Origin of the sequence: Bradyrhizobium shewense, from assembly GCF_900094605.1 — a bacterium.
Classification (GTDB): Bacteria; Pseudomonadota; Alphaproteobacteria; order Rhizobiales; family Xanthobacteraceae; genus Bradyrhizobium; species Bradyrhizobium shewense.
Window position 1 is genome coordinate 198,472 of the sequence record NZ_FMAI01000006.1, and the last position, 18,818, is coordinate 217,289.

Below are 18,818 nucleotides of genomic sequence, written 5' to 3' on the forward strand. Positions count from 1 at the left end.
GATCCCGGGCCGCGCAGAATCAGCCACGCGGCTGTTCCAGGAACCGACCCACACCGGCCATGTTTCGGGCTACAATGTGCCCATGACGCACGCTGATTCCTCCCTCCATCCGACTCGCCGCAACCTGCTGCACTCGACGTTCGGTGCAGCCGCTTTGCTCACATTCCCGACACGCTTGCTCGCCGCGCCTCCGGGCTTCGACGAATGGCGCGAGAGCTTTCGCGCACGTGCGATGGCCAAGGGCATTTCGGCAGCGACCTGGCAACGCGCGATGGGACGGGTCGAGCCCGACATGAGCGTGTTCAAGCAGATGCGCAGCCAGCCCGAATTCCACGAGCAGGTCTGGCAATACATCAACCGTCGCGTCTCCGACTGGCGCGTCATCAACGGCAAGATCGCACTGAAGAACAACGAGGCGCTGCTGGCGCGCATCGAGCGGGATTTCGGCGTCGAGCGCGGCACGCTGCTGGCGCTGTGGGGCGTCGAGTCCGCTTATGGCGATCCCCTGGTGCAGCAGAACCACATGACGCCGGTGTTTCCCTCGCTCGCCGCGCTCGCCTGGAACGAGCCGCGCCGCAAGGCCTATTGGGAGACCGAGCTGATCAATGCGCTGCGCATCGTCGACAAGGGCTGGAGCACGCCGGAGCAGATGCAGGGATCCTGGGCCGGCGCGATGGGCCATTCGCAATGGATGCCGGAAGTCTGGCTCAATGTCGGCATCGACTATGACGGCGACGGCAAGGTCTCGCCCTTCGGCAAGCCCGACGACGCGCTGGGCTCGACCGCAAAATATCTCGTCAACCGCGGCAAATGGCATCGCGGCGAGCATTGGGGCTATGAGGTGCGCGCCGCCGGCAATATGAGCGGCAGCCGCACCTATGCGGCCTGGGCGTCAGCCGGCGTCACCCGAGCCGACGGCCAGCCGTTCCCGCAGCCGAACGCATCCGCGCAAATGTGGACACCGGTTGCGGGCGGACCGACCTTCCTGCTCGGACCGAATTTCTACTCGGTGAAGAGCTACAACCCTTCCATGAACTATGCGCTCGCGATCTGCCATCTCGGCGACCGCTGCCTGGGGGCGCCGCCCTTCATCCAGCCCTTCCCCGGCTCCGAGCGCGCGCTGACGCTCGCCGAGGTGCAGGAGATGCAGACGCGATTGACGAAAGCCGGTTTCGACACCGGCGGCACCGACGGCCGGGTCGGTAACGACACCATGAAGGCGATCAAGGATTTCCAGCAGCGCGCAGGGATTGCGCCAGCGGACGGCTATGGCGGGCTGAAGGTGCTGGCCAAGCTGCGGCAGGGGTCGTAGGGACCAGTCATTCCGGGGCTCGCGCAGCGAGAACCCGGAATCTCGCGCCACATCTCTGGATTCCGGGTTCAAGGCTTTGCCTTGCCCCGGAATGACACTGTGGTCAGTGCCGGTACTGCGGCTCTTCCGCGTCGAGCTGCCTGCGGATCGCGGCGAGATGCAGCCGGGCGGATTCGGAATCGCCTTGGCGCATCTGCCTGTAGGTCTCGGCCGCGATCGCAGGATCGACCGGCAGCACCTTCCGTCCCGTCGACATCGCCAGCACTTGCACTTCGGCGGCGCGTTCGAGGTAATAGAGATCGTCCCAGGCTTCCGCAATGGTGGGCGCCAGCACCATCACGCCGTGATGCTTCATGAAGACGATGTCGGCGTCGCCGACGGCGGATGCGATGCGCGCACCTTCCTGGTTGTCGAGCGCGAGGCCGTTGTACTCGCGGTCGACCGCGGTGCGGCCGTAGAATTTCAGCGCGGTCTGACCGGCCCAGATCAAGGGATCGCCTTCGGTCATCGACAGCGCCGTCGCATAGGGCATGTGGGTGTGGAATGCGACCTTGGCGCGCGGCAGGCGCTTATGCATCTCGGCATGGATGTAGAACGCGGTCGCCTCCGGCACGCCCTCGCCGTCGAGCACGTTGCCGTGGAAATCGCAAATCAGCAGCTTTGACGCGGTGATCTCGCGAAAGGCGTAGCCATAGGGATTGACGAGAAACAGATCGTCATGGCCGGGTACCACGGCCGAGAAGTGATTGCAGATGCCTTCCTCAAAACCGTTGCGCGCCGCCATGCGGAAGCAGGCGGCGAGATCCTCGCGTGCGGTGCGGATTGCATCGGTGGCGAGGTCCGGCCGGTTCGAGCGAGCGGGCTCAGGCGCAGAAGAGGACGAATGAAGGCTGTGCGCCATGGCGAAGGAAACCTCTGTCGGTCAGAAAGCTCCTCGCGTTGTACAGGGGCTGCGCCTGCGCGTCAGCCCCTGCGACCGCCACCCTGCCCTGCGCGGCTCAGGCCCGCCGCGGCACGCCGCCGGCATTCATGCCGCCGTCGATGACGAGCTCGCTGCCGGTGACGTAGCGCGAGGCATCGGAGGCCAGATACAGCACGCCGGAGGCGATCTCCGCCGCCTGCCCTGCGCGGGCGAGCGGCGTGACGACCTTGGCGCGCTCCTCGGGATCGATCGGCGCGTTCTGGCCCGCGCCGGACGCACCCGTCGGGATCTTGCCCCAGATCGGGGTATCGATGATGCCGGGATGCACGGAATTGACCCGGATGCCGTCGCCGGCCGCCGCGCATTCCATTGCAATCGATTTGGCGAACAGCCGCACGCCGCCCTTGGTCGCCGAATAGGCCGACAGGCCCGGAGCGCCGCGCAGGCCCGCGAGCGAGGACATCATGACGATCGAACCGCCGCCATGCTTTCGCATCAGCGGCAGGCAATGCTTGACCGAGAGAAACACCCCGTCGAGGTTGATCGCATTCTGCTTGCGCCAGTCGGCGAGGGTCATGTCGACGATCGATGGCACGGAGATGCCGATGCCGGCATTGGAGACGAGAATATCGAGCCGACCATAGCGCTTGGCGATTTCGGCGACGATATCGATCCAGCGCTCCTCGCTGGTGACGTCCTGCTCCACGAAGATCGCCTTGCCGCCGGCTTTCGTCACGCGCTTGGCGAGCTCGGGCCCGCGCAGCTCATCAATGTCGGTGATGACAACAGTCGCGCCCTCGCGCACGAACAGCTCGACGATGGCCTCGCCGATACCCGAGGCGCCGCCGGTCACCAGCGCGACCTTGCCCTCAACCTGCCCTGCCATGTTCACTCCCTTTTTTGTTGTTTGAGCGATCTATTTCTGACGCTCATGCGCTATCTAATCACGGATGGCCCCTGGTCCGGTAGCGCGACGTCGATGACGCGGAATTGCACCCGCTCGACGCCCTGGTAGCGATCGACCGAAAGCGATCCGGCGACATGCAGTTGCTGGCCGCGGTTGGCCAGCAGCGCGTTGCCGAGCTTCTGGCCGATCGAGCGGAACGCGATGCCGTTGACGATGGCGCCATCGCCCGACTTGAAGCGCAGACGCAGATGCGCCTGCCCGACCTCGTCGGCAAAGACGAGTTGGTGCGCCGGCAGCGCCAGCACGGCTTCCGGATTGCCGCTGCCGAACGGACCGGCACGGTTCAGCGTTGCCGCAAGCTCCGTCGTCACGGCGCGCGCGGAGACCGCGCCGTCGATATAGAGCTCGTTGACGTGGCGCGCCTCGGCGACGTCCTGCGCCAGCGCATTTTCGAGATAGGCCCGAAACTCGGCGAGCTTCTCTTTCCGCAACGTCACGCCCGCGGCCATCGCGTGGCCGCCGCCCTTGAGCAGAATGCCATCAGTGACCGCCTGTCGCACGGCCTTGCCGATATCGACGCCCGCGATCGAGCGGCCCGAGCCGGTGCCGATGCCGCCTGGCTCGAGGGCAATGGCGAAAGCGGGCCGCGAGAATTTTTCCTTCAGCCGGGAGGCAACGAGGCCGACGACGCCAGGGTGCCAGCCTTCGGACGCCGTGACGATGACGCCGAGCTTGTCCTCGAGCCCGATCGAGGCCAACGCCTCGGCTTCGGCTTGCGCCTCGGCCGCCTGCTCAATGACGCGTCGCTCGCCGTTGAGGCGGTCGAGCTCGGCCGCGATCCGCGCGGCCTCGACGCTGTCGCCTTCCAGCAATAACCGCACACCGAGATCGGCGCGGCCGATGCGGCCGCCGGCATTGATGCGAGGCCCCAGCATGAAGCCGAGATGCCAGGCCTCCGGCGGCCCGTTGAGCCGCGCCACATCCATCAGAGCGGTATGACCGACATGGTCGCGGCGCCGCATCGCGATCAGCCCCTTGGCGACGAAAGCGCGGTTGAGACCGATCAGCGGCGCGACGTCGGCAACCGTGCCGAGCGCGACGTGGTGCAGCATGCCGAGCAGATCCGGCTCGGGCATCTCCGCGCTCCAGAAACCGCGCTGGCGCAGCTCGCGGTTGACGGCAACCAGCGTCACCAGCACGAGACCTACAGCGGCGAGATGGCCGAGGCCGGAGAGATCATCGAGCCGGTTCGGATTGACCAGCGCGTCAACCTCCGGAAGCTCGGTGCCGGCCTGGTGATGGTCGATCACGACCACGGACATGCCAAGCCGTTTTGCTTCGGCGAGCGGTTCGATGCTGGTGGTGCCGCAATCGACGGTGACGAGCAGCGTGGCGCCCTTTGCCGCCAGCCCACGAACCGCTTCGACATTGGGCCCATAGCCTTCGAAAATGCGGTCGGGAATGTGGATCAGCGGATCGAGTCCGCAATGGCGCAGGTGCCAGGCGAGCAGTGCCGCCGAGGTCGCGCCGTCGACGTCGTAATCGCCGAAAATCGCGACCTTCTCGCCCTTCGCCGCGCCATCCGCGATCCGCTTCGCCGCGGCCTCCATCTCCGTCACGGTAAAGGGGTCCGGCAGGAGCTTGCGGATGGTCGGATCGAGAAAGTCGGCGACTGCATCGATATCGACGCCACGGCCGGCCAGCACCCGGGCCAGCAGTTCGGGAAGCTGGTGCCGCTGCACGATGGCGAGCGCCTGGGCCGCTCCACGGGGATCCAGCCGGTCGCGCCAGAGCTTGTCGGTCAGCGAGCGCGCGACGCCGAGGAACGCCTGGGGCGCTTCGACGGGCAAGGCGGTTGCAGGCGGCGTCATGGGTCGCAGTTGGTTTGAGGAACCCGGAGCCGACGGTATCGGTCCGGCTTGCAGGACGATTGACCCGGAATCCTCAGGGATTTGCAATCTCCGCGCCGCACAAAGCGGTGGATTGCCGATTTGCTGCGCCGACTGACTATCATTTGGGCATTCGGCGGAACAGCAAATTAAGGAGGCGTTAGGTGGAATCTTCGAAAAAGAATCGTATTCGATCTGTAAGCGATTGTTCCGGGTTCATTGCAGATCAGACCTCATTGCCAAGGGAAATCCCCGATGTCTGCTGCGCTGGGTCTGAAAGCCAAGCCGATCGCCACCGAACCCGCTGACGACGATTCCGACATCTCCGCGCTGATCAACCGCCTCACCGCGGAGGTCAACCAGATCGCGGTCGACAAGACCAAGTCGATCCAGCAGATCACCAACCAGATGAAGATGCTGGCGCTGAACGCGCTGATCGAGAGCTCGCGCGCCGGCGCGCAGGGCGCGGGCTTCGCCGTGGTGGCGCAGGAGGTGCGCGGCGTCGGCCAGCAGGTCGAGACCATCGCGCGCGAGCTCGAAAGCCAACTGACGAAGCGCACCGGCGATCTCGTCGCCTCGATCGACCGCATGAGCCAACGCTCGCGCGGCGAGCGGATGGTCGACCTGTCGCTCAACGCCATCGAGCTGATCGACCGCAACCTCTATGAGCGCACCTGCGACGTGCGCTGGTGGGCGACCGATTCCGCCATGGTCGATTGCGCGGCCTCGCCGACCGCCGCAGCGATCTCCCACGCCTCGCAGCGCCTGGGCGTGATCCTCGGCGCCTACACGGTCTATCTCGATCTCTGGCTCTGCGACCTCGACGGCAACGTCATCGCCAACGGCCGCGCCGACCGCTTTCGCGTGGTCGGCCAGAACGTCGCCCACACCAAATGGTTTCGCGAGGCGCGAACCTTGCGCTCCGGTGACGACTACGTCGCCGGCGACGTCGAGAACCAGCCGCTGCTCGGCAATGCGCAGGTGGCGACCTATTGCGCCAGCGTCCGCGCCGGCGGTCAGGCCCACGGCGCTCCGATTGGCGTGCTCGCCATCCACTTCGACTGGGAGGCGCAGGCTCGCGCCATCGTGCAGGGTGTGCGCGTCGGCGACAGCGACAAGGCCCGCGTGCTGCTGGTCGATTCGAATTTCCGCATCATCGCGGCGTCCGACGGCCAGGGCATCCTCAGCGAGCGCATCTCGATCTCGCTGAACGGCCAGCGCTCCGGCTTCTACCATGACCGCTCGGGCGCCCTGGTCGCCTTCCATGCGACGCCGGGCTATGAGACCTATCGCGGGCTCGGCTGGTACGGCGTGATCGTCTGCGGGGTGTGAGACAGCCGGCCGATTCAAAAACCCGAAAACAACCCCATGCACAGTAGCCAAAGGGCTGCTTTCATTGGTGTTTTCAGCCGGGCTTGCCTTTCTTGTTCTCTCAAACATTTTGACAAGTCGGGCAAAACACTGGCACTCTGCGATCATCGCAGAGTGTGTTTGCGGCACGAGGGAATGACCCTAGCGGTTTTGTGAAATCGCACCCCGGCTTCTGAAGCATTTTCCGGCAAGCCGCGCCCGTAACAGGCAAGAGCCCCGCGCCCTTGATCGACTAGAGTCGCTTCGCATCACGTTAATCGACGTGAGCGCGCGAGTCCGCCCTGGCTAATCATCTCGCGCTCGTCACATGCCAAGGAGACATGCCATGAAGATCGTCGTGATCGGCGGAACCGGATTGATCGGATCCAAGCTCGTGGCGAAGCTCAAACAGCAGGGCCACGACGCGGTAGCAGCCTCGCCGAAATCAGGTGTGAATGCCGTGACCGGGGAAGGCCTCGCGGCGGCGCTGGCCGGCGCGGATGTCGTGGTCGACGTGGCCAATGCGCCGTCTTGGGAGCCTGCCGCCGTGCTCGAATTCTTCGAGCGATCGAGCCGAAATCTCGCCGCGACCGAGGCCGCCGCAGCCGTCAAACATCACGTCGCGCTCTCGATCGTGGGGACCGATCGTTCGCCCGACATCGCCTATTTCCGTGCCAAGCTCGCCCAGGAGACCATCGTCAAGGCCTCGGCGGTCCCCTACTCCATCGTCCGCGCCACGCAGTTCTTCGAATTCCTCGGCGCCATTGGCGAGGCGGGAGCGGCCGGAGACAAGATCGTCGTTCCATCGGCGCTGTTTCAGCCGATCGCCGCCGACGATGTGGTCGATTGCCTCGCAGAGATCGCAACGGGGCGGCCGCTAAATGGCACCATCGACATCGCAGGCCCCGAGAAGGCTCCCTTCAATGAGTTCGTCGCGCGCCGCCAGAAAGCCTCCGGCGACAGCCGTACGGTGGTCGGCGACCCAAAAGCGCAATATTACGGCGCTTCCATTCAGGACACATCGCTGAACCCGCTCGGCGAGGCTCGGCTCGGGAAGACGCCGCTCGCAACATGGCTCGCGCGCCTCTGAGGGGCCGCCAGTCCCGCAATCAATACAGAAACGGCAATGAAGGAAATCCCATGCGCAGATTGCTGATTGCAACGGCGGTTTACGCCGCGTCTGTCCTGGCGGTCCATGCGGCCGAGACGGCAGCACCATCGGCCAAGGTCACCGTCGTATTCGACCAGACGCTGCCCAATGTCCCCGGCAAGAGCATGAAGGGCGTGCTGGTCGAGTATGGTCCCGGAGGCTCGTCGCCGGCCCACATCCATGCACCCTCCGCCTTCATCTACGCTACCGTCCTGGAAGGCGCGATCCGCAGTCAGGTCAATGACGGCCCGGCCAAGGTCTTTCACAAGGGGGAGAATTTTTCCGAAAGACCCGGCGACCGCCACGGCATCAGCGCGAACGCCAGCGATACCGAGCCTGCCAAGCTGCTTGCCGTGTTCGTGGTGGATACGGCCGACAAGGAGCTGACAATGCCTATGCCGAAATAGCCTGCAGACGCACTCCCGCCGGGGTCGGATTCTTATTCGAGAGGGTCTTCATGTTTCCGACCGTTGCGCGGTGAATTCTCGATCTGGGGTGGCAATCAGCGCGCGGTACCGATCTTCGTACTGTCGCGCCATTCGGCATGCGGTGAAGCGTTCCTCGAAGCGGGCGCGCACCCTCTTTCGATCCAGCTTGCTCAATTCGCCGACCGCCTCGACCGCCTGATCCTCGTTCTCGACGATGAAGCCGGTCACACCGTGCTCGATCACCTCAGGGACGGAGCCGGAGCGGTAAGCGATCACAGGCGTTCCGCAGGCCATCGCCTCGATCATGACCAACCCGAAAGGCTCCGGCCAATCGATCGGAAATAGCAGCGCGGCGGCCCTGTCGAGGAAGGCCTGCTTCTTCACGTCATCGACTTCGCCGACAAGCTGGATCTTCTCGCCATCGATTTGAGGCTCGAGGTGCTTCTTGAAATAGGCGGTCTCGGCGCGCGGAATCTTCGCGGCGATACGCAGAGGCATCCGGGCCGCGTGCGCGATGCGGATGGCGTCCTCCGGCCCCTTCTCGGCCGTCAGTCGACCGAGAAACGCCAGATAGGCTCCCTCCTCATAGGAGGGGCGCAACAGCTCCGACGGCAATCCATGCTGGATGGTTCCCATCCACTTCGCGTCCGGAAGCGGCAGGCGCTGATGATCGGAGATCGACACGAAACCAGCCTCGGGGAATTGCCGAACCAATTCGGGCAACCCAGGCAAGTCGAGGCGACCGTGCATGGTCGTCATGAACGGCACGCCAAGCCGACTGAGCAACGGGAGTTGCAGCCAGTCGATATGCGCGTGGATCACATCGAAATCCCTCGCCCGCTTCGCGATCGCTTCCAGCAGCATTGCGTTGGCTGCACCCGGATCCGCGCCCTTTCGGCCGAGTCGCAGCGCGCGTGGCCATACCGGGTGAAGCTTGCCAGTCGTGCGGGAGTCGCCGCTCGCAAACAGCGTGACGTCATGTCCAAGCTTGACGAGCTCATCGACCAGCCAGGCCACCACCCGCTCGGTGCCGCCGTAGAGCTTTGGAGGGACGCTTTCGGCCAAGGGAGCAAGCTGAGCGATGCGCATGACAGCCCGCCGCTATACCGCTGACCGGACGATCAGCACGATGGTCGCGGACAGGAGGTTCGAGATCGCGAGCAGCGTCCACTGCGGCCTCGCGCTTGCGCTCGCCAGGCGGCACGCGAGGCTCTCAATCAGGCTCAGCATGAGTCGTCCGAAAGCCGCTCGAGATAGGCAAGCCCGAAACCCGTGAGCTCCTGGGCATCGCCGTTACTCTGGCGCGCTTCCCGTCTCCCTCGCAAATGACGCTCGAGCAGGCAGCGACGGCCGTCTGCGGCATCGACATCGCGATGCTGGGCGCGGTACACGCACCAAGCGGTATCGACCGCCGTTCGTAGCGGGTCGTCGTCGACCATCTTCCCAGCTCCCACTGGAGATATCCATGGGACGCCAACTCGTCGCGACGGCGGAAGTTTCCAGTTTTTCCCGAAAGTCTAATCCTGCCCGCAAGGCGAGCGCAGCAAGCGCTCACTGCCTGCGCGTGCAAATCAGGCGGCGCGGCGAGCGGCCATCTCCAGGGCGAGGAGCAACGCGGCGTGGCTGGCGCCGATCGAAGCGATGCCCTGCCCTGCGATGTCGTAGGCGGTGCCGTGCGCGGGCGTGCAGATCGGGAAGGGGAAGCCGCCGAGCATGGTCACGCCGCGATCGAAGCCCATCAGCTTCATCGCGATCTGGCCCTGGTCGTGATACATCGTCAGCACCGCATCGAAGGCGCCGGCTTTGGCGCGCAGGAAGACGGTGTCGGCCGGGAACGGTCCCTCCGCGGCGATGCCCTCGCGCTGACCGGCCGCGACCACGGGCGCGATGATGTCGATCTCCTCGCGACCGAAATTGCCGCCGTCGCCAGCATGTGGATTGAGACCGGCCACCGCGATCCGCGGCCGCGCGAAGCCGGCGTTGCGCATGCAGGAATCGGTCAGCTTGAGCGCGCGATGGATGCGTTCGCTGGACAGGTTTGCAGCAACGTCCCTCAGCGGGATGTGCGAGGTCACCCGCGCGTTCCAGAGCCGGTCCAGCACGTTGAACTCGCTCGCCGCCGACTTGAGTCCGACCACCTCCGCAGAGAATGCGATCTCGTCGTCGTACTCGGCGCGCGCGAGCCGCATCGCCTGCTTGTTGAAGGGGGTGAAGCAGACCGCATCGACATGGCCGTCGCGGCCGAGCTCGAGCGCGTTTTTGTAGTTGGCCAGCGCGAACCTGCCGCCGGCAAAGGTCGCGGTCTTCGGCTCGACCTCCTTGGGATCGAGATGGCCGAGATCGACAAACAGCGCCTCGCCCTTCGCCGCGCGAAGATCGGCCCCCTGCTCCGACATCTTCAGCGCCGGCTTGACGCCGGCAATGCGCGCGCCCTCCTCGAAGATGCGGCGGTCGCCGATCACGACGAGCTGGCAGCTCGCGCGGATGTCGTCCTGCGCCACCAGCTTGGCCGTCAGCTCCGGGCTGATGCCGGCGGGGTCTCCCATGGCCAATGCAATCAGCGGCTTTGCGGTCATATGATCACCTTCTCCTGGGCCGTCGTTTCGGTCGCGGGGGATGCGGGTTTGCGCCAGAGGCGCGCGAGCTGCAGCACGAGCGGAAGCAGCAGCAGCGCGATGCCGGCCATGATCAGGCATGTCACCAGCTTGTTCGCGAAGAAGATCCCGAGCGATCCCTTCGACATCAGCATCGACTGCCGGAACGCATCCTCGGCCTTGTCGCCGATGACGATGGCGAGCACGAGCGGCGCCAAGGGATAGAACAGCTTCTTGAAGAGATAGCCGACGATGCCAAAGCCGAGCATCATGACCACGTCGAGATAGGAGTTCGACACCGAATAGGCGCCGACGACGCAGATGATCACGATCAGCGGGGCGATGACGACGAAGGGAATCCGCATCAAGGCGGCAAACACCGGAACGGTTAGCAGGACCAAGGCGACGGCGACGATGTTGCCGACATACATCGAGGCGATCAGGCCCCAGACGAAGTCCTTCTGGTCGACGAACAGCATCGGCCCGGGATTGAGGCCCCAGATCATCAGCCCGCCCATCATGACGGCCGCGGTCGCCGAGCCGGGAATGCCGAGCGAGAGCATCGGCAGCAGCGCGCTGGTGCCGGCGGCATGGTCAGCCGTCTCCGGCGAGATGATGCCTTCGACCTCTCCGGTGCCGAAATAGCGGCCGCGGCGCGAGAAGCGGCGGGCAATGCCATAGCTCATGAAGGAGGCCGCGGTTGGCCCGCCTGGCGTGATCCCCATCCAGCAGCCGATTGCGGCGCTGCGCAGCAAGGCAACGCCATGCCGCGGCAGGCGGCCGACCGCGCGGAACACCTCGCGCCAGTCGATCTTCGAGGACACCGCGCGGGCATGGAATTCCTCTTCGACCGCAACCAGCAGCTCGCCGATGCCGAACAGGCCCATCACCGCGACGACGAAGCTCACGCCCTTGACGAGTTCATCAACGCCCATGGTGAGGCGGACGCTGCCAGAGACGGTGTCGATGCCGATCGCGGCGATCGCAAAGCCGATCGCGAGCGCCACGACGGTCTTGATCGGCGCGGCGCCGCCCATGCCGACGAAGCTGGCAAAGGCCAGGAAATAGACGGCAAAGTATTCCGCCGGCCCGAAGGCGAGCGCGACCTGCGCCACCCAGGACGCGAGGAAAGTGATCAGGATGACGCCGATCAGCGCGCCGAAGGCGGCCGAGCCGAAGGCGGTGGCGAGCGCCGTGGTCGGCCTTCCGTCACGCGCCATCGGATAGCCGTCGAAGGTGGTCGCGACCGACGACGGCTCGCCGGGAATGTTGAACAGGATCGAGGTCACCGAGCCGCCGAACAACGCGCCCCAATACATGCTGGAGAGCAGGATGATCGCCGACACCGGCTGCATGCCGAAGGTCAGCGGCAGGAGCAGCGACACCCCATTCGGCGCACCCAGCCCCGGCAGCACGCCGACGAGAATGCCGAGCAGCACGCCGACGACCATCAGCACCAGGTGCGGCACGGTGACCGCGATGGTGAAGCCGTGGAGGAGTTCGCTGAGATTGTCCATCGGCCCTCCGTCAGAACCCGAGGGCGGCTGCGAGCGCGCCGTGCGGCAAGCTCACCTGGAACATGCGCTCGAACACGACGTAGAGCGCGAGTGCCGTCGCCGCCGCCATGGCGAGCGCGCGCGGCACGGATTGGTGCCTGGGGATCGCCAGCACCGCGAAGACATACAGCGACGAGGCGACGTACATCCCGGCGAGGGGAATCGCGGCTACGAAGATCGCGGCGGGCACGAACAGGCCGGCGAGCCGGCGCAGCTCGATCGGCGTGATCGCGATGGGAACGTTTGCCAGGGACGCAACCGGCAGCACGCCCCGCACCAGGTTGTAGAGGCTGCCGAGCACGATGATGATGCCGGTCAGGAACGGGAACGTGCCGGCGTCCACGCCCGCGCTCGACCAGCCAATGCCGTTGTCGAGGCTCGACACCACGACGGACACCCCGAAGCCGCCGGTGAGCACGGCAGTCGCAAGTTCAAGCGCGCGGCGTGAGATCATGGGGGGCTCCGCTCAGGCCGCGTACAGCGGTCGATTATCACGCACGCACTTTCCCAGCGCTCGGTGTCGTCCCGGCGAAAGCCGGGACCCATAACCCCAGGGAGGAGTTTGACGAAGACTCGGAGTTGAATTCGCATCGGTACGACGACCGTCGCCTATGGAGAGATCACGCGGTATGGGTCCCGGCGCCTCCGCGCGCAATTGCGCGCTAGGCTGGGACGACAGCGGAGTTTGAGGCGCGCCCCGCCTCACTTCACCAGCCAGCCCTGCTCGCCCGCCACCTGCTTGACGTGTTCGAGGTCCTGCTTGATGAACTTGTCGAACTCGACACCCGTCAGGAACGTGTCGACCTGGGAGGTCTTCTCGATGTAGTCCTTCCACTCCGGCGTCGCCTGCACCTTCTTCATAAGATCGACATAGAACGCGGCCTGGTCCGGCGTAACCTTGCCGGGCAACCACACCGTGCGCGGCTGCTCATATTGCTTGATGTCGAGCCCCTGCTCGACGCAGGTCGGAACGTCGCCCCAGCCTTCGGTCGCGGTGACCTTGGCGCCCTGCGGCAACCGCTTCGGGCTGAAAACGCACAGCGGCCGCTGCGTGCCGCCGCGCCATTGCCCGAGGCTTTCGCTGGGATTGTTGACGTGGGAGTCAAGATGTCCGCCGGCGAGCTGCACGGCGGTCTCGGCGCCGCTCTTGAAGGGGATATAGGTCAGCTTGACCTTGCCGGCCTTCTCGATCATGCGCGTCAGCACCTCGTCGGTGTCCTTCGACTGGGCGCCGCCCATCTTGAACTCGCCCGACCCGGCCGCCTTCAGATAGTCACCCGCCGTCTTGTAGGGTGCGTCCTGCTTGACCCAGAGCAAAAACTCGTCCTGCGCCATGGCCGCTACGGGCGTGAGATCGGTGTAGTTGAAGGCGACCTTGGAGACGAGCGGTTGCTGCCACGCGTTCGAGGTGCCGAAGATGACCTTGTAGGGATCGCCGGCGGAGGCCTTGCCGTAGACATAGCCTTCGGCTCCGCTGCCACCGCCCTTGTTGACGACGACGATCGGCTGCTCCGTCAGCTTGTGCTTGGTGATGATGTTCTGCACCGCGCGCGCGAGATTGTCGGTCCCGCCGCCGGGCCCGGCGGTGGCGACGAACTCGATCGGCTTTTGCGGTTGCCAGGCGCTGAGCGCCGGCATCGTGCCGGCGAGCATCGTCGCGGCTGCGGAGAGCATAAATATCGACGTCCGACCCATGATTTCCTCCAGCTGATTTTTGTCTCTTATTGTTGTCCGTCCTATCGACGTCCGATCAGGCGACGCGCTCCTCGCGCCTTCCTGATGCCAGGACGATTGCGCCTTCTTTTTCGAGCGCTTCGATCTGCTTCTGGTCGAACCCGTACTCGGCCAGCACCTCGCTCGTATGCTCACCATAGACCGGCGCGCCCGAGAGGACTTTGCCTGGGGTCTCCGAAAACTTGACGGGAAGACCGATCGTCTTCACCGGGCCGAGCGTGGAATGCTCGACCTCGACGACCATCTCGCGCGCCAGAGTCTGGGGATCGCTGAGCGCCTCCAGCATGTCGTGCACGGGTCCGCAAGGCACGCCCTTCTCGTCCAGCGCCGCGAGCCAGTGCGCCCGCGATTTCGTGCGGAAGCGCTCGCTCAGGACCGCTTCGAGCACCTTCAGATTGGCCATGCGGTCGGCGCCGGTGACGAAGCGCGGATCGGCGGCGAGTTCGCTGGCGCCAAGGGCTTCCAGCATCAAGAGCCAGTGCTTTTTGTTGGCGCCGCCGACCACGAGCCAGCCGTCGGACGCTTCGAACGCCTGATAAGGCGCATTGAGCGGATGGGCCGAGCCCATCGCGCGCGGCGCGGTCCCTGCGGCGAGCGCAATGGTCGACTGCCAATAGGTTTGCACCAGGGCGGCTTCATAGAGCGAGGTCTCGACCCACTGCCCCTCGCCGGTCTTGAGGCGGTGCGTATAGGCCGCGAGGATGCCCATGCTGGCGAGCAGGCCAGCGGTGATGTCGGACAGCGGCGGGCCACATTTGACGGGCGGCCCATCGGGGCGCTCGCCGGTAAAGCTCATGATGCCGCTCATGGCCTGCGCGACGAGATCGAAACCGCGGCGGTGCTTGTAGGGGCCGGTGCGGCCGAAGCCCGACAGCGAGCAGTAGATCAGCGCCGGGAATTGCTCGTGCAACGCCTCGTAGCCGAAGCCGAGGCGCTCCATCGCGCCCGGCGCAAAGTTCTCGACCAGCACGTCGGCATCAGCGATCAGCCGCCGCAGCACCTGCTTGCCGCCCTCGGTCTTCAGATCCAGCACGATGCCGCGCTTGTTGCGGTTCATCATCAGGAAGGAGGCCGCCTCCTCCCCGATCTTCGGCGGCACCGAATGGCGGGTATCGTCGCCGTTCGGCGATTTCTCGATCTTGATGACGTCGGCGCCCATGTCGGCGAGCATCAGGGTGCAGGTCGGCCCGGCCATGACATGGGTGAGGTCGACGACCCTAAGGCCGGCCAGCGGTCCCGAACGGCGCGAGTTGGATTGCGATCGATCGCTTTGCATGGGGCCCGTCCTATTGACCGCGCCACTGCGGAGCGCGCTTGTTGAGGAAAGCATCGAGCCCTTCGCGAAAATCCTGGCTCGTGTAGCACATCAGGATGAGGTCCTCGCCTTCGTCCCTTGTCAGCCGCCGTTGCAGGCGGGCCACCGCCTGTTTGGTCGCATTCAGCGTCAACGGCGCATGACTGGCGACGAGCCTGGCGACCTCGTCGGCGCGCTTGTCCAGCGCGGCAAGATCCTCGACCACTTCGCCGAGCAGCCCAACGCTTGCAGCCTCCGCGGCGTCGACGAGGCGTGCGGTGAAGATCAGGTCCTTGACGCGCGCAGCGCCAATGAGTGCGGTGAGACGGCTGACATTGGACATCGACAGGCAATTGCCAAGTGTTCGGGCAATGGGAAAACCGATCTTCGCGCTTGCCGTGCCGATGCGCAGGTCGCAGGAGGCGGCGATGCCGGCGCCGCCGCCGGTGCAAAAGCCGTTGATCGCCGCGATGGTCGGCACGCGGCACTGTTCGAGCGTGTTCAGCACCCGATCGATGCGGTTCTCGTAGTCGATCGCATCCTGCGGCGTCTTGAACTCGCGGAACTGATTGATGTCGGTGCCGGACGCAAAGGCCTTGTCGCCGGCTCCGCGCAGCACCAGCACCTTGATCGCATGATCGCTGTTGGCCTCCTCGCAGATCGCAGCGAGCCGCTCGTACATGGCGAAGGTGAAGGCGTTGCGGGCCTGCGGACGGTTGAAGGTGATCCGCCCGATGCCGTCATTGCATTCAAAAACGAGGTCGTCTGCCTCCATCGCCAGGTCCATTTTCTCATATCCTCTTGTTTTTTACATTTTTGAATGCAAAATCTGCGATTAGCAAGCTGGAACTTCAGAACACCAATCGATTATCCCAGTTTTGCATTCAAAATTGGAGCGCTGGTCCCCATGCTTCACGAGGAAGTCGTCGGCCGTATCCGCGCCATCCTGCTCGATGGCGAAATCCCGCCTGGCGCGCGGATTCCCGAGCGCGAGCTATGTGAACGGTTGGAGATCTCGCGCACGCCGCTGCGCGAGGCGCTCAAGGTGCTTGCCGCCGAAGGCCTCGTGCAGCTGTTGCCGCATCGCGGCTCACGCGCAGCAAAACTGACCGACAAGGACATGCGCGACCTGTTCGAGGTCTGCCAGGGCCTGGAGGCCCTCGCCGGCGAGCTCGCCTGCGAGCGCATCACGGACGCCGAGATCGACGAGATCGCCGCCGCGCATGCGGCCATGGTGCTGCATTATCGCGACGGCGATCTGATCCAGTACTACCGCGGCAATCGCGCCATCCACGAGGCCATCGTCACCGCAGCCGGAAATCCCGTGCTCGCGGGGCTCTACACATCAGTAACAGCGCGCATCCGGCGCGCGCGCTACGTCACGCCGATGACGCCGCAGCGCTGGGCGCTCGCCGTGAAGGAGCATGACGCCATCCTGAACGCGCTCCAGCGCCGCGACGGCGCCGGCCTCTCTCACATTCTGCGCGCGCATCTCCGCCACAAGCGCGAGGAAGTGTTGCAGGCGGGCTTTGCCGAGACGGAAGGGACCGATCTCATGCTGAGAATTGCGTAAGACGCAATTCGCGTTGTCCTGGCCAGCGGAGCGCGCGTCCACACGCGGCCGGCCCGCTGCCGCGGCTCGTTCTCGCTCCGCGTGAATCTGCGCACTAATTCCACTTGCTAGCTTGTCGCGGCCGGAGCAGCATACTTCTCTGCCGACCTGCGGCCGCGCGGCCGATCAGGCCGGTCCCCACGCGCGAACAATCGCGCAAAACAAAAGACAAAAGCGAGGAAACGCATGACAGTCGATGTCTCCCGTCGATCCCTACTCGCGCTTGGAGCGGGCCTTGGTGCCAGCGCCATGCTCGGCACCAGCGCTATGGCGCGGGCACCCAAGCTTGGCACCCAGACTCCCTATTGGCACCGCTTCGTTCTCGGCGATGCCGAGGTCACCGTCGTGTCCGACGGGCCGCTGCCGCTCGGCGATCCCTCCGGAACCTTCACCGGCGTTCCCAAGGAAGAGGTGAAGAAGATGCTGGCGGACAATTTCCTGTCGCCGGACAACGTCGTGCTCGAACAGAACTCGCCGATCGTGAACACCGGCGACAAGCTCATCCTGTTCGATACCGGCATGGGCTCATCGAAGATGTTCGGCGCCAGCACCGGCCGGCAGCAGAAGAGCATGACCGAGGCCGGCATCAAGCCGGGGGACATCGATGCCGTGGTGTGCTCGCATGCCCATATCGACCATATCGGCGGCATCGTCGACGAAGGCGGCAAGCCGCTGTTTCCGAACGCGCAGATCTACATCTCACAGACCGATTTCGACTTCTGGACCGACGAAGGCAAGCTCGGCAGCCCGGCCAAGGACTTCGTGGTTCACGCCCGCAAGAATCTGCTGCCGGTCCGCGACAGGATCGTGTTCTTCAAGGACGGCCAGGAATTCCTGCCGGGGGTCCAGGCGATCTCCGCGCCCGGTCACACCGTCGGCCACACCATCTTCATGGTGTCGTCGGCCGGCAAGTCCTTCGCCTTCCTCGGCGACCTCTCGCACCATTCCGTGCTGCTGCTCGAGCGGCCGCGCATGGAATTCTCCTACGACACCGACCCGAAGCAGGCGGCGGAATCGCGCGTCAAACTGCTGACGATGCTGGCGGCCAACAAGACCCCGGTGATGTCCTATCACTTTGCCTGGCCAGGCTACGGTCATGTCGCCAAGGCCGGTGAGGGCTTCCACTATTATCCCGAACCGATGCAGATGACGCTGTAGGTTCTCGAGATCAGGTCCGGGCGGCGCGTGCCGTCCGGACCATTGCTGGCCGCGTACATCCTATCGAGATGCCGGCTAGCAGCCGAGCCTATCGGCGATCCCGCCAAAGTCCTTGGCGACGATGTCCCAATTGCCGGTGGCTTCGAAATCGACCTTTTGGAGCGGACCGTACTCCGTCGGCCGTGCGACGAACGCGGTCTTCAGCCCGTTCTTCTGGGCGGCCGCGAGATCGCCGTTGTGGGCGGCGACCATCATCACCTCCTCCGGCTTGAGGCAAAGCAGCTTTGCTGCGCCGAGATAGGTCTCGGGATCGGGCTTGTAGTGCTCGAACAGTTCGGCCGACATGATGAGGTCCCAAGGCAGGCCAGCGAACTTCGCCATGTTGGTGAGCAGCGCGACATTGCCGTTCGACAGCGGCGAGATCACGAATTTCGACTTCAGCCGCGTCAGGCCCGCGACGCTGTCCGGCCAGGGATTGAGGCGATGCCAGCCCTTGGTGAGATGATCGAGATCGGCCTCGGTGAGGCCCTTGATCGCGAACTGCTCGACCAGCTTCTCCAGCGAGCGGCGGTGCAGATCGTCGAGCATGACATAGCCGCGCTCGGGATGTCTGCGCACCTCGTCCATCGAGGCCATGTACATGCCGCGCCAGCCATCGACCAGAGCGGTCCAGTCGGCGCTAATGCCGCGCTGCCTGCTCCACCACATGAAGTCGGAGATCAGGCTGGTGCGCCAGTCCACGACGGTGCCGAACACGTCGAACACCAGGGCTTTGACGGCGGAGAGTTCGGACATGGCGCTTCCTCGTGTTCTTATCGTTGGTCATTCCGGGGCGCGCGGAGCGCGAACCCGGAATCCATATCGCCTCAGACTCTGCCACCCTATGGATTCCGGGCTCGACGCTTTGCGTCG

General features: G+C 65.0%; 19 protein-coding genes. 6 read left to right on the top strand and 13 right to left on the bottom strand.

Annotated elements, in window-relative coordinates; translation table 11 throughout:
- The first annotated feature begins 82 nt into the window (after positions 1-82).
- The gene (locus GA0061098_RS13860; protein WP_091956979.1) at positions 83-1,312 is read left to right on the top strand and encodes a lytic murein transglycosylase; all 1,230 of its coding nucleotides are present in this window, start codon (positions 83-85) and stop codon (positions 1,310-1,312) included.
- 103 nt (positions 1,313-1,415) lie between these two features.
- On the opposite strand, the gene GA0061098_RS13865 is transcribed toward GA0061098_RS13860, so the two are convergent.
- The 3 genes from GA0061098_RS13865 to recJ all read right to left on the bottom strand — a co-directional run bounded on the left by GA0061098_RS13865 (position 1,416) and on the right by recJ (position 5,012).
- Complete coding sequence (locus GA0061098_RS13865; RefSeq protein ID WP_091956815.1) at positions 1,416-2,213, bottom strand: aldolase; 798 nt, start codon at positions 2,211-2,213, stop codon at positions 1,416-1,418.
- A gap of 97 nt (positions 2,214-2,310) precedes the next feature.
- Positions 2,311-3,120, bottom strand: a complete 810-nt coding sequence (locus GA0061098_RS13870; protein WP_165637350.1) for an SDR family NAD(P)-dependent oxidoreductase — start codon at positions 3,118-3,120, stop codon at positions 2,311-2,313.
- A gap of 50 nt (positions 3,121-3,170) precedes the next feature.
- Positions 3,171-5,012, bottom strand: a complete 1,842-nt coding sequence (recJ, locus tag GA0061098_RS13875; RefSeq protein ID WP_091956817.1) for a single-stranded-DNA-specific exonuclease RecJ — start codon at positions 5,010-5,012, stop codon at positions 3,171-3,173.
- A gap of 273 nt (positions 5,013-5,285) precedes the next feature.
- Between recJ and GA0061098_RS13880 the strand changes: the two genes are divergently transcribed.
- The 3 genes from GA0061098_RS13880 (at position 5,286) to GA0061098_RS13890 (ending at position 7,937) form a co-directional block, all read left to right on the top strand.
- The gene (locus GA0061098_RS13880; protein ID WP_091956818.1) at positions 5,286-6,362 is read left to right on the top strand and encodes a methyl-accepting chemotaxis protein; all 1,077 of its coding nucleotides are present in this window, start codon (positions 5,286-5,288) and stop codon (positions 6,360-6,362) included.
- A gap of 364 nt (positions 6,363-6,726) precedes the next feature.
- A complete protein-coding gene (locus GA0061098_RS13885; protein WP_091956819.1) occupies positions 6,727-7,470 on the top strand; it encodes an SDR family oxidoreductase in 744 nt (247 codons plus the stop codon).
- Between the two features lie 50 nt (positions 7,471-7,520).
- A complete protein-coding gene (locus GA0061098_RS13890; protein WP_091956820.1) occupies positions 7,521-7,937 on the top strand; it encodes a cupin domain-containing protein in 417 nt (138 codons plus the stop codon).
- Positions 7,938-7,985: 48 nt separating this feature from the next.
- Here GA0061098_RS13890 and GA0061098_RS13895 read toward each other — a convergent pair whose 3' ends face one another.
- From GA0061098_RS13895 to GA0061098_RS13930, 9 genes are all read right to left on the bottom strand, one after another.
- Positions 7,986-9,047: a glycosyltransferase family 4 protein gene (locus GA0061098_RS13895; RefSeq protein WP_091956821.1), complete on the bottom strand. Its 1,062-nt coding sequence runs from the start codon at positions 9,045-9,047 to the stop codon at positions 7,986-7,988.
- 12 nt (positions 9,048-9,059) lie between these two features.
- On the bottom strand, positions 9,060-9,188 hold the full coding sequence (locus GA0061098_RS46970; protein WP_283807988.1) for a hypothetical protein: 129 nt from the start codon (positions 9,186-9,188) through the stop codon (positions 9,060-9,062).
- Complete coding sequence (locus GA0061098_RS13900) at positions 9,182-9,397, bottom strand: hypothetical protein (RefSeq protein ID WP_091956822.1); 216 nt, start codon at positions 9,395-9,397, stop codon at positions 9,182-9,184. The genes GA0061098_RS46970 and GA0061098_RS13900 overlap by 7 nt, the downstream gene beginning before the upstream one ends.
- 132 nt (positions 9,398-9,529) lie before the next feature.
- Positions 9,530-10,534, bottom strand: a complete 1,005-nt coding sequence (locus GA0061098_RS13905; RefSeq protein ID WP_091956823.1) for a 4-hydroxythreonine-4-phosphate dehydrogenase PdxA — start codon at positions 10,532-10,534, stop codon at positions 9,530-9,532.
- On the bottom strand, positions 10,531-12,069 hold the full coding sequence (locus GA0061098_RS13910) for a tripartite tricarboxylate transporter permease (RefSeq protein WP_091956824.1): 1,539 nt from the start codon (positions 12,067-12,069) through the stop codon (positions 10,531-10,533). The genes GA0061098_RS13905 and GA0061098_RS13910 overlap by 4 nt, the downstream gene beginning before the upstream one ends.
- Before the next feature lie 10 nt (positions 12,070-12,079).
- Positions 12,080-12,562, bottom strand: a complete 483-nt coding sequence (locus tag GA0061098_RS13915) for a tripartite tricarboxylate transporter TctB family protein (RefSeq protein WP_091956825.1) — start codon at positions 12,560-12,562, stop codon at positions 12,080-12,082.
- A 248-nt stretch (positions 12,563-12,810) separates the two neighbouring features.
- Positions 12,811-13,803, bottom strand: a complete 993-nt coding sequence (locus GA0061098_RS13920; protein WP_091956826.1) for a Bug family tripartite tricarboxylate transporter substrate binding protein — start codon at positions 13,801-13,803, stop codon at positions 12,811-12,813.
- Positions 13,804-13,858: 55 nt separating this feature from the next.
- Positions 13,859-15,118 carry a CaiB/BaiF CoA transferase family protein gene (locus GA0061098_RS13925; RefSeq protein ID WP_091956827.1) on the bottom strand — a complete coding sequence of 420 codons (1,260 nt, stop codon included), beginning with the start codon at positions 15,116-15,118 and terminating at the stop codon, positions 13,859-13,861.
- A 10-nt stretch (positions 15,119-15,128) separates the two neighbouring features.
- A complete protein-coding gene (locus GA0061098_RS13930) occupies positions 15,129-15,923 on the bottom strand; it encodes an enoyl-CoA hydratase/isomerase family protein (protein WP_091956828.1) in 795 nt (264 codons plus the stop codon).
- 120 nt (positions 15,924-16,043) lie between these two features.
- On the opposite strand from GA0061098_RS13930, the gene GA0061098_RS13935 reads away from it, so the two are divergent.
- On the top strand, positions 16,044-16,709 hold the full coding sequence (locus GA0061098_RS13935; RefSeq protein ID WP_165637351.1) for a GntR family transcriptional regulator: 666 nt from the start codon (positions 16,044-16,046) through the stop codon (positions 16,707-16,709).
- A gap of 225 nt (positions 16,710-16,934) precedes the next feature.
- A complete protein-coding gene (locus GA0061098_RS13940; protein ID WP_091956830.1) occupies positions 16,935-17,906 on the top strand; it encodes an MBL fold metallo-hydrolase in 972 nt (323 codons plus the stop codon).
- A 75-nt stretch (positions 17,907-17,981) separates the two neighbouring features.
- Here the strand turns inward: GA0061098_RS13940 and GA0061098_RS13945 are convergent, their stop codons facing one another.
- Positions 17,982-18,701 carry a haloacid dehalogenase type II gene (locus GA0061098_RS13945; protein ID WP_091956831.1) on the bottom strand — a complete coding sequence of 240 codons (720 nt, stop codon included), beginning with the start codon at positions 18,699-18,701 and terminating at the stop codon, positions 17,982-17,984.
- Between the last annotated feature and the right edge of the window lie 117 nt (positions 18,702-18,818).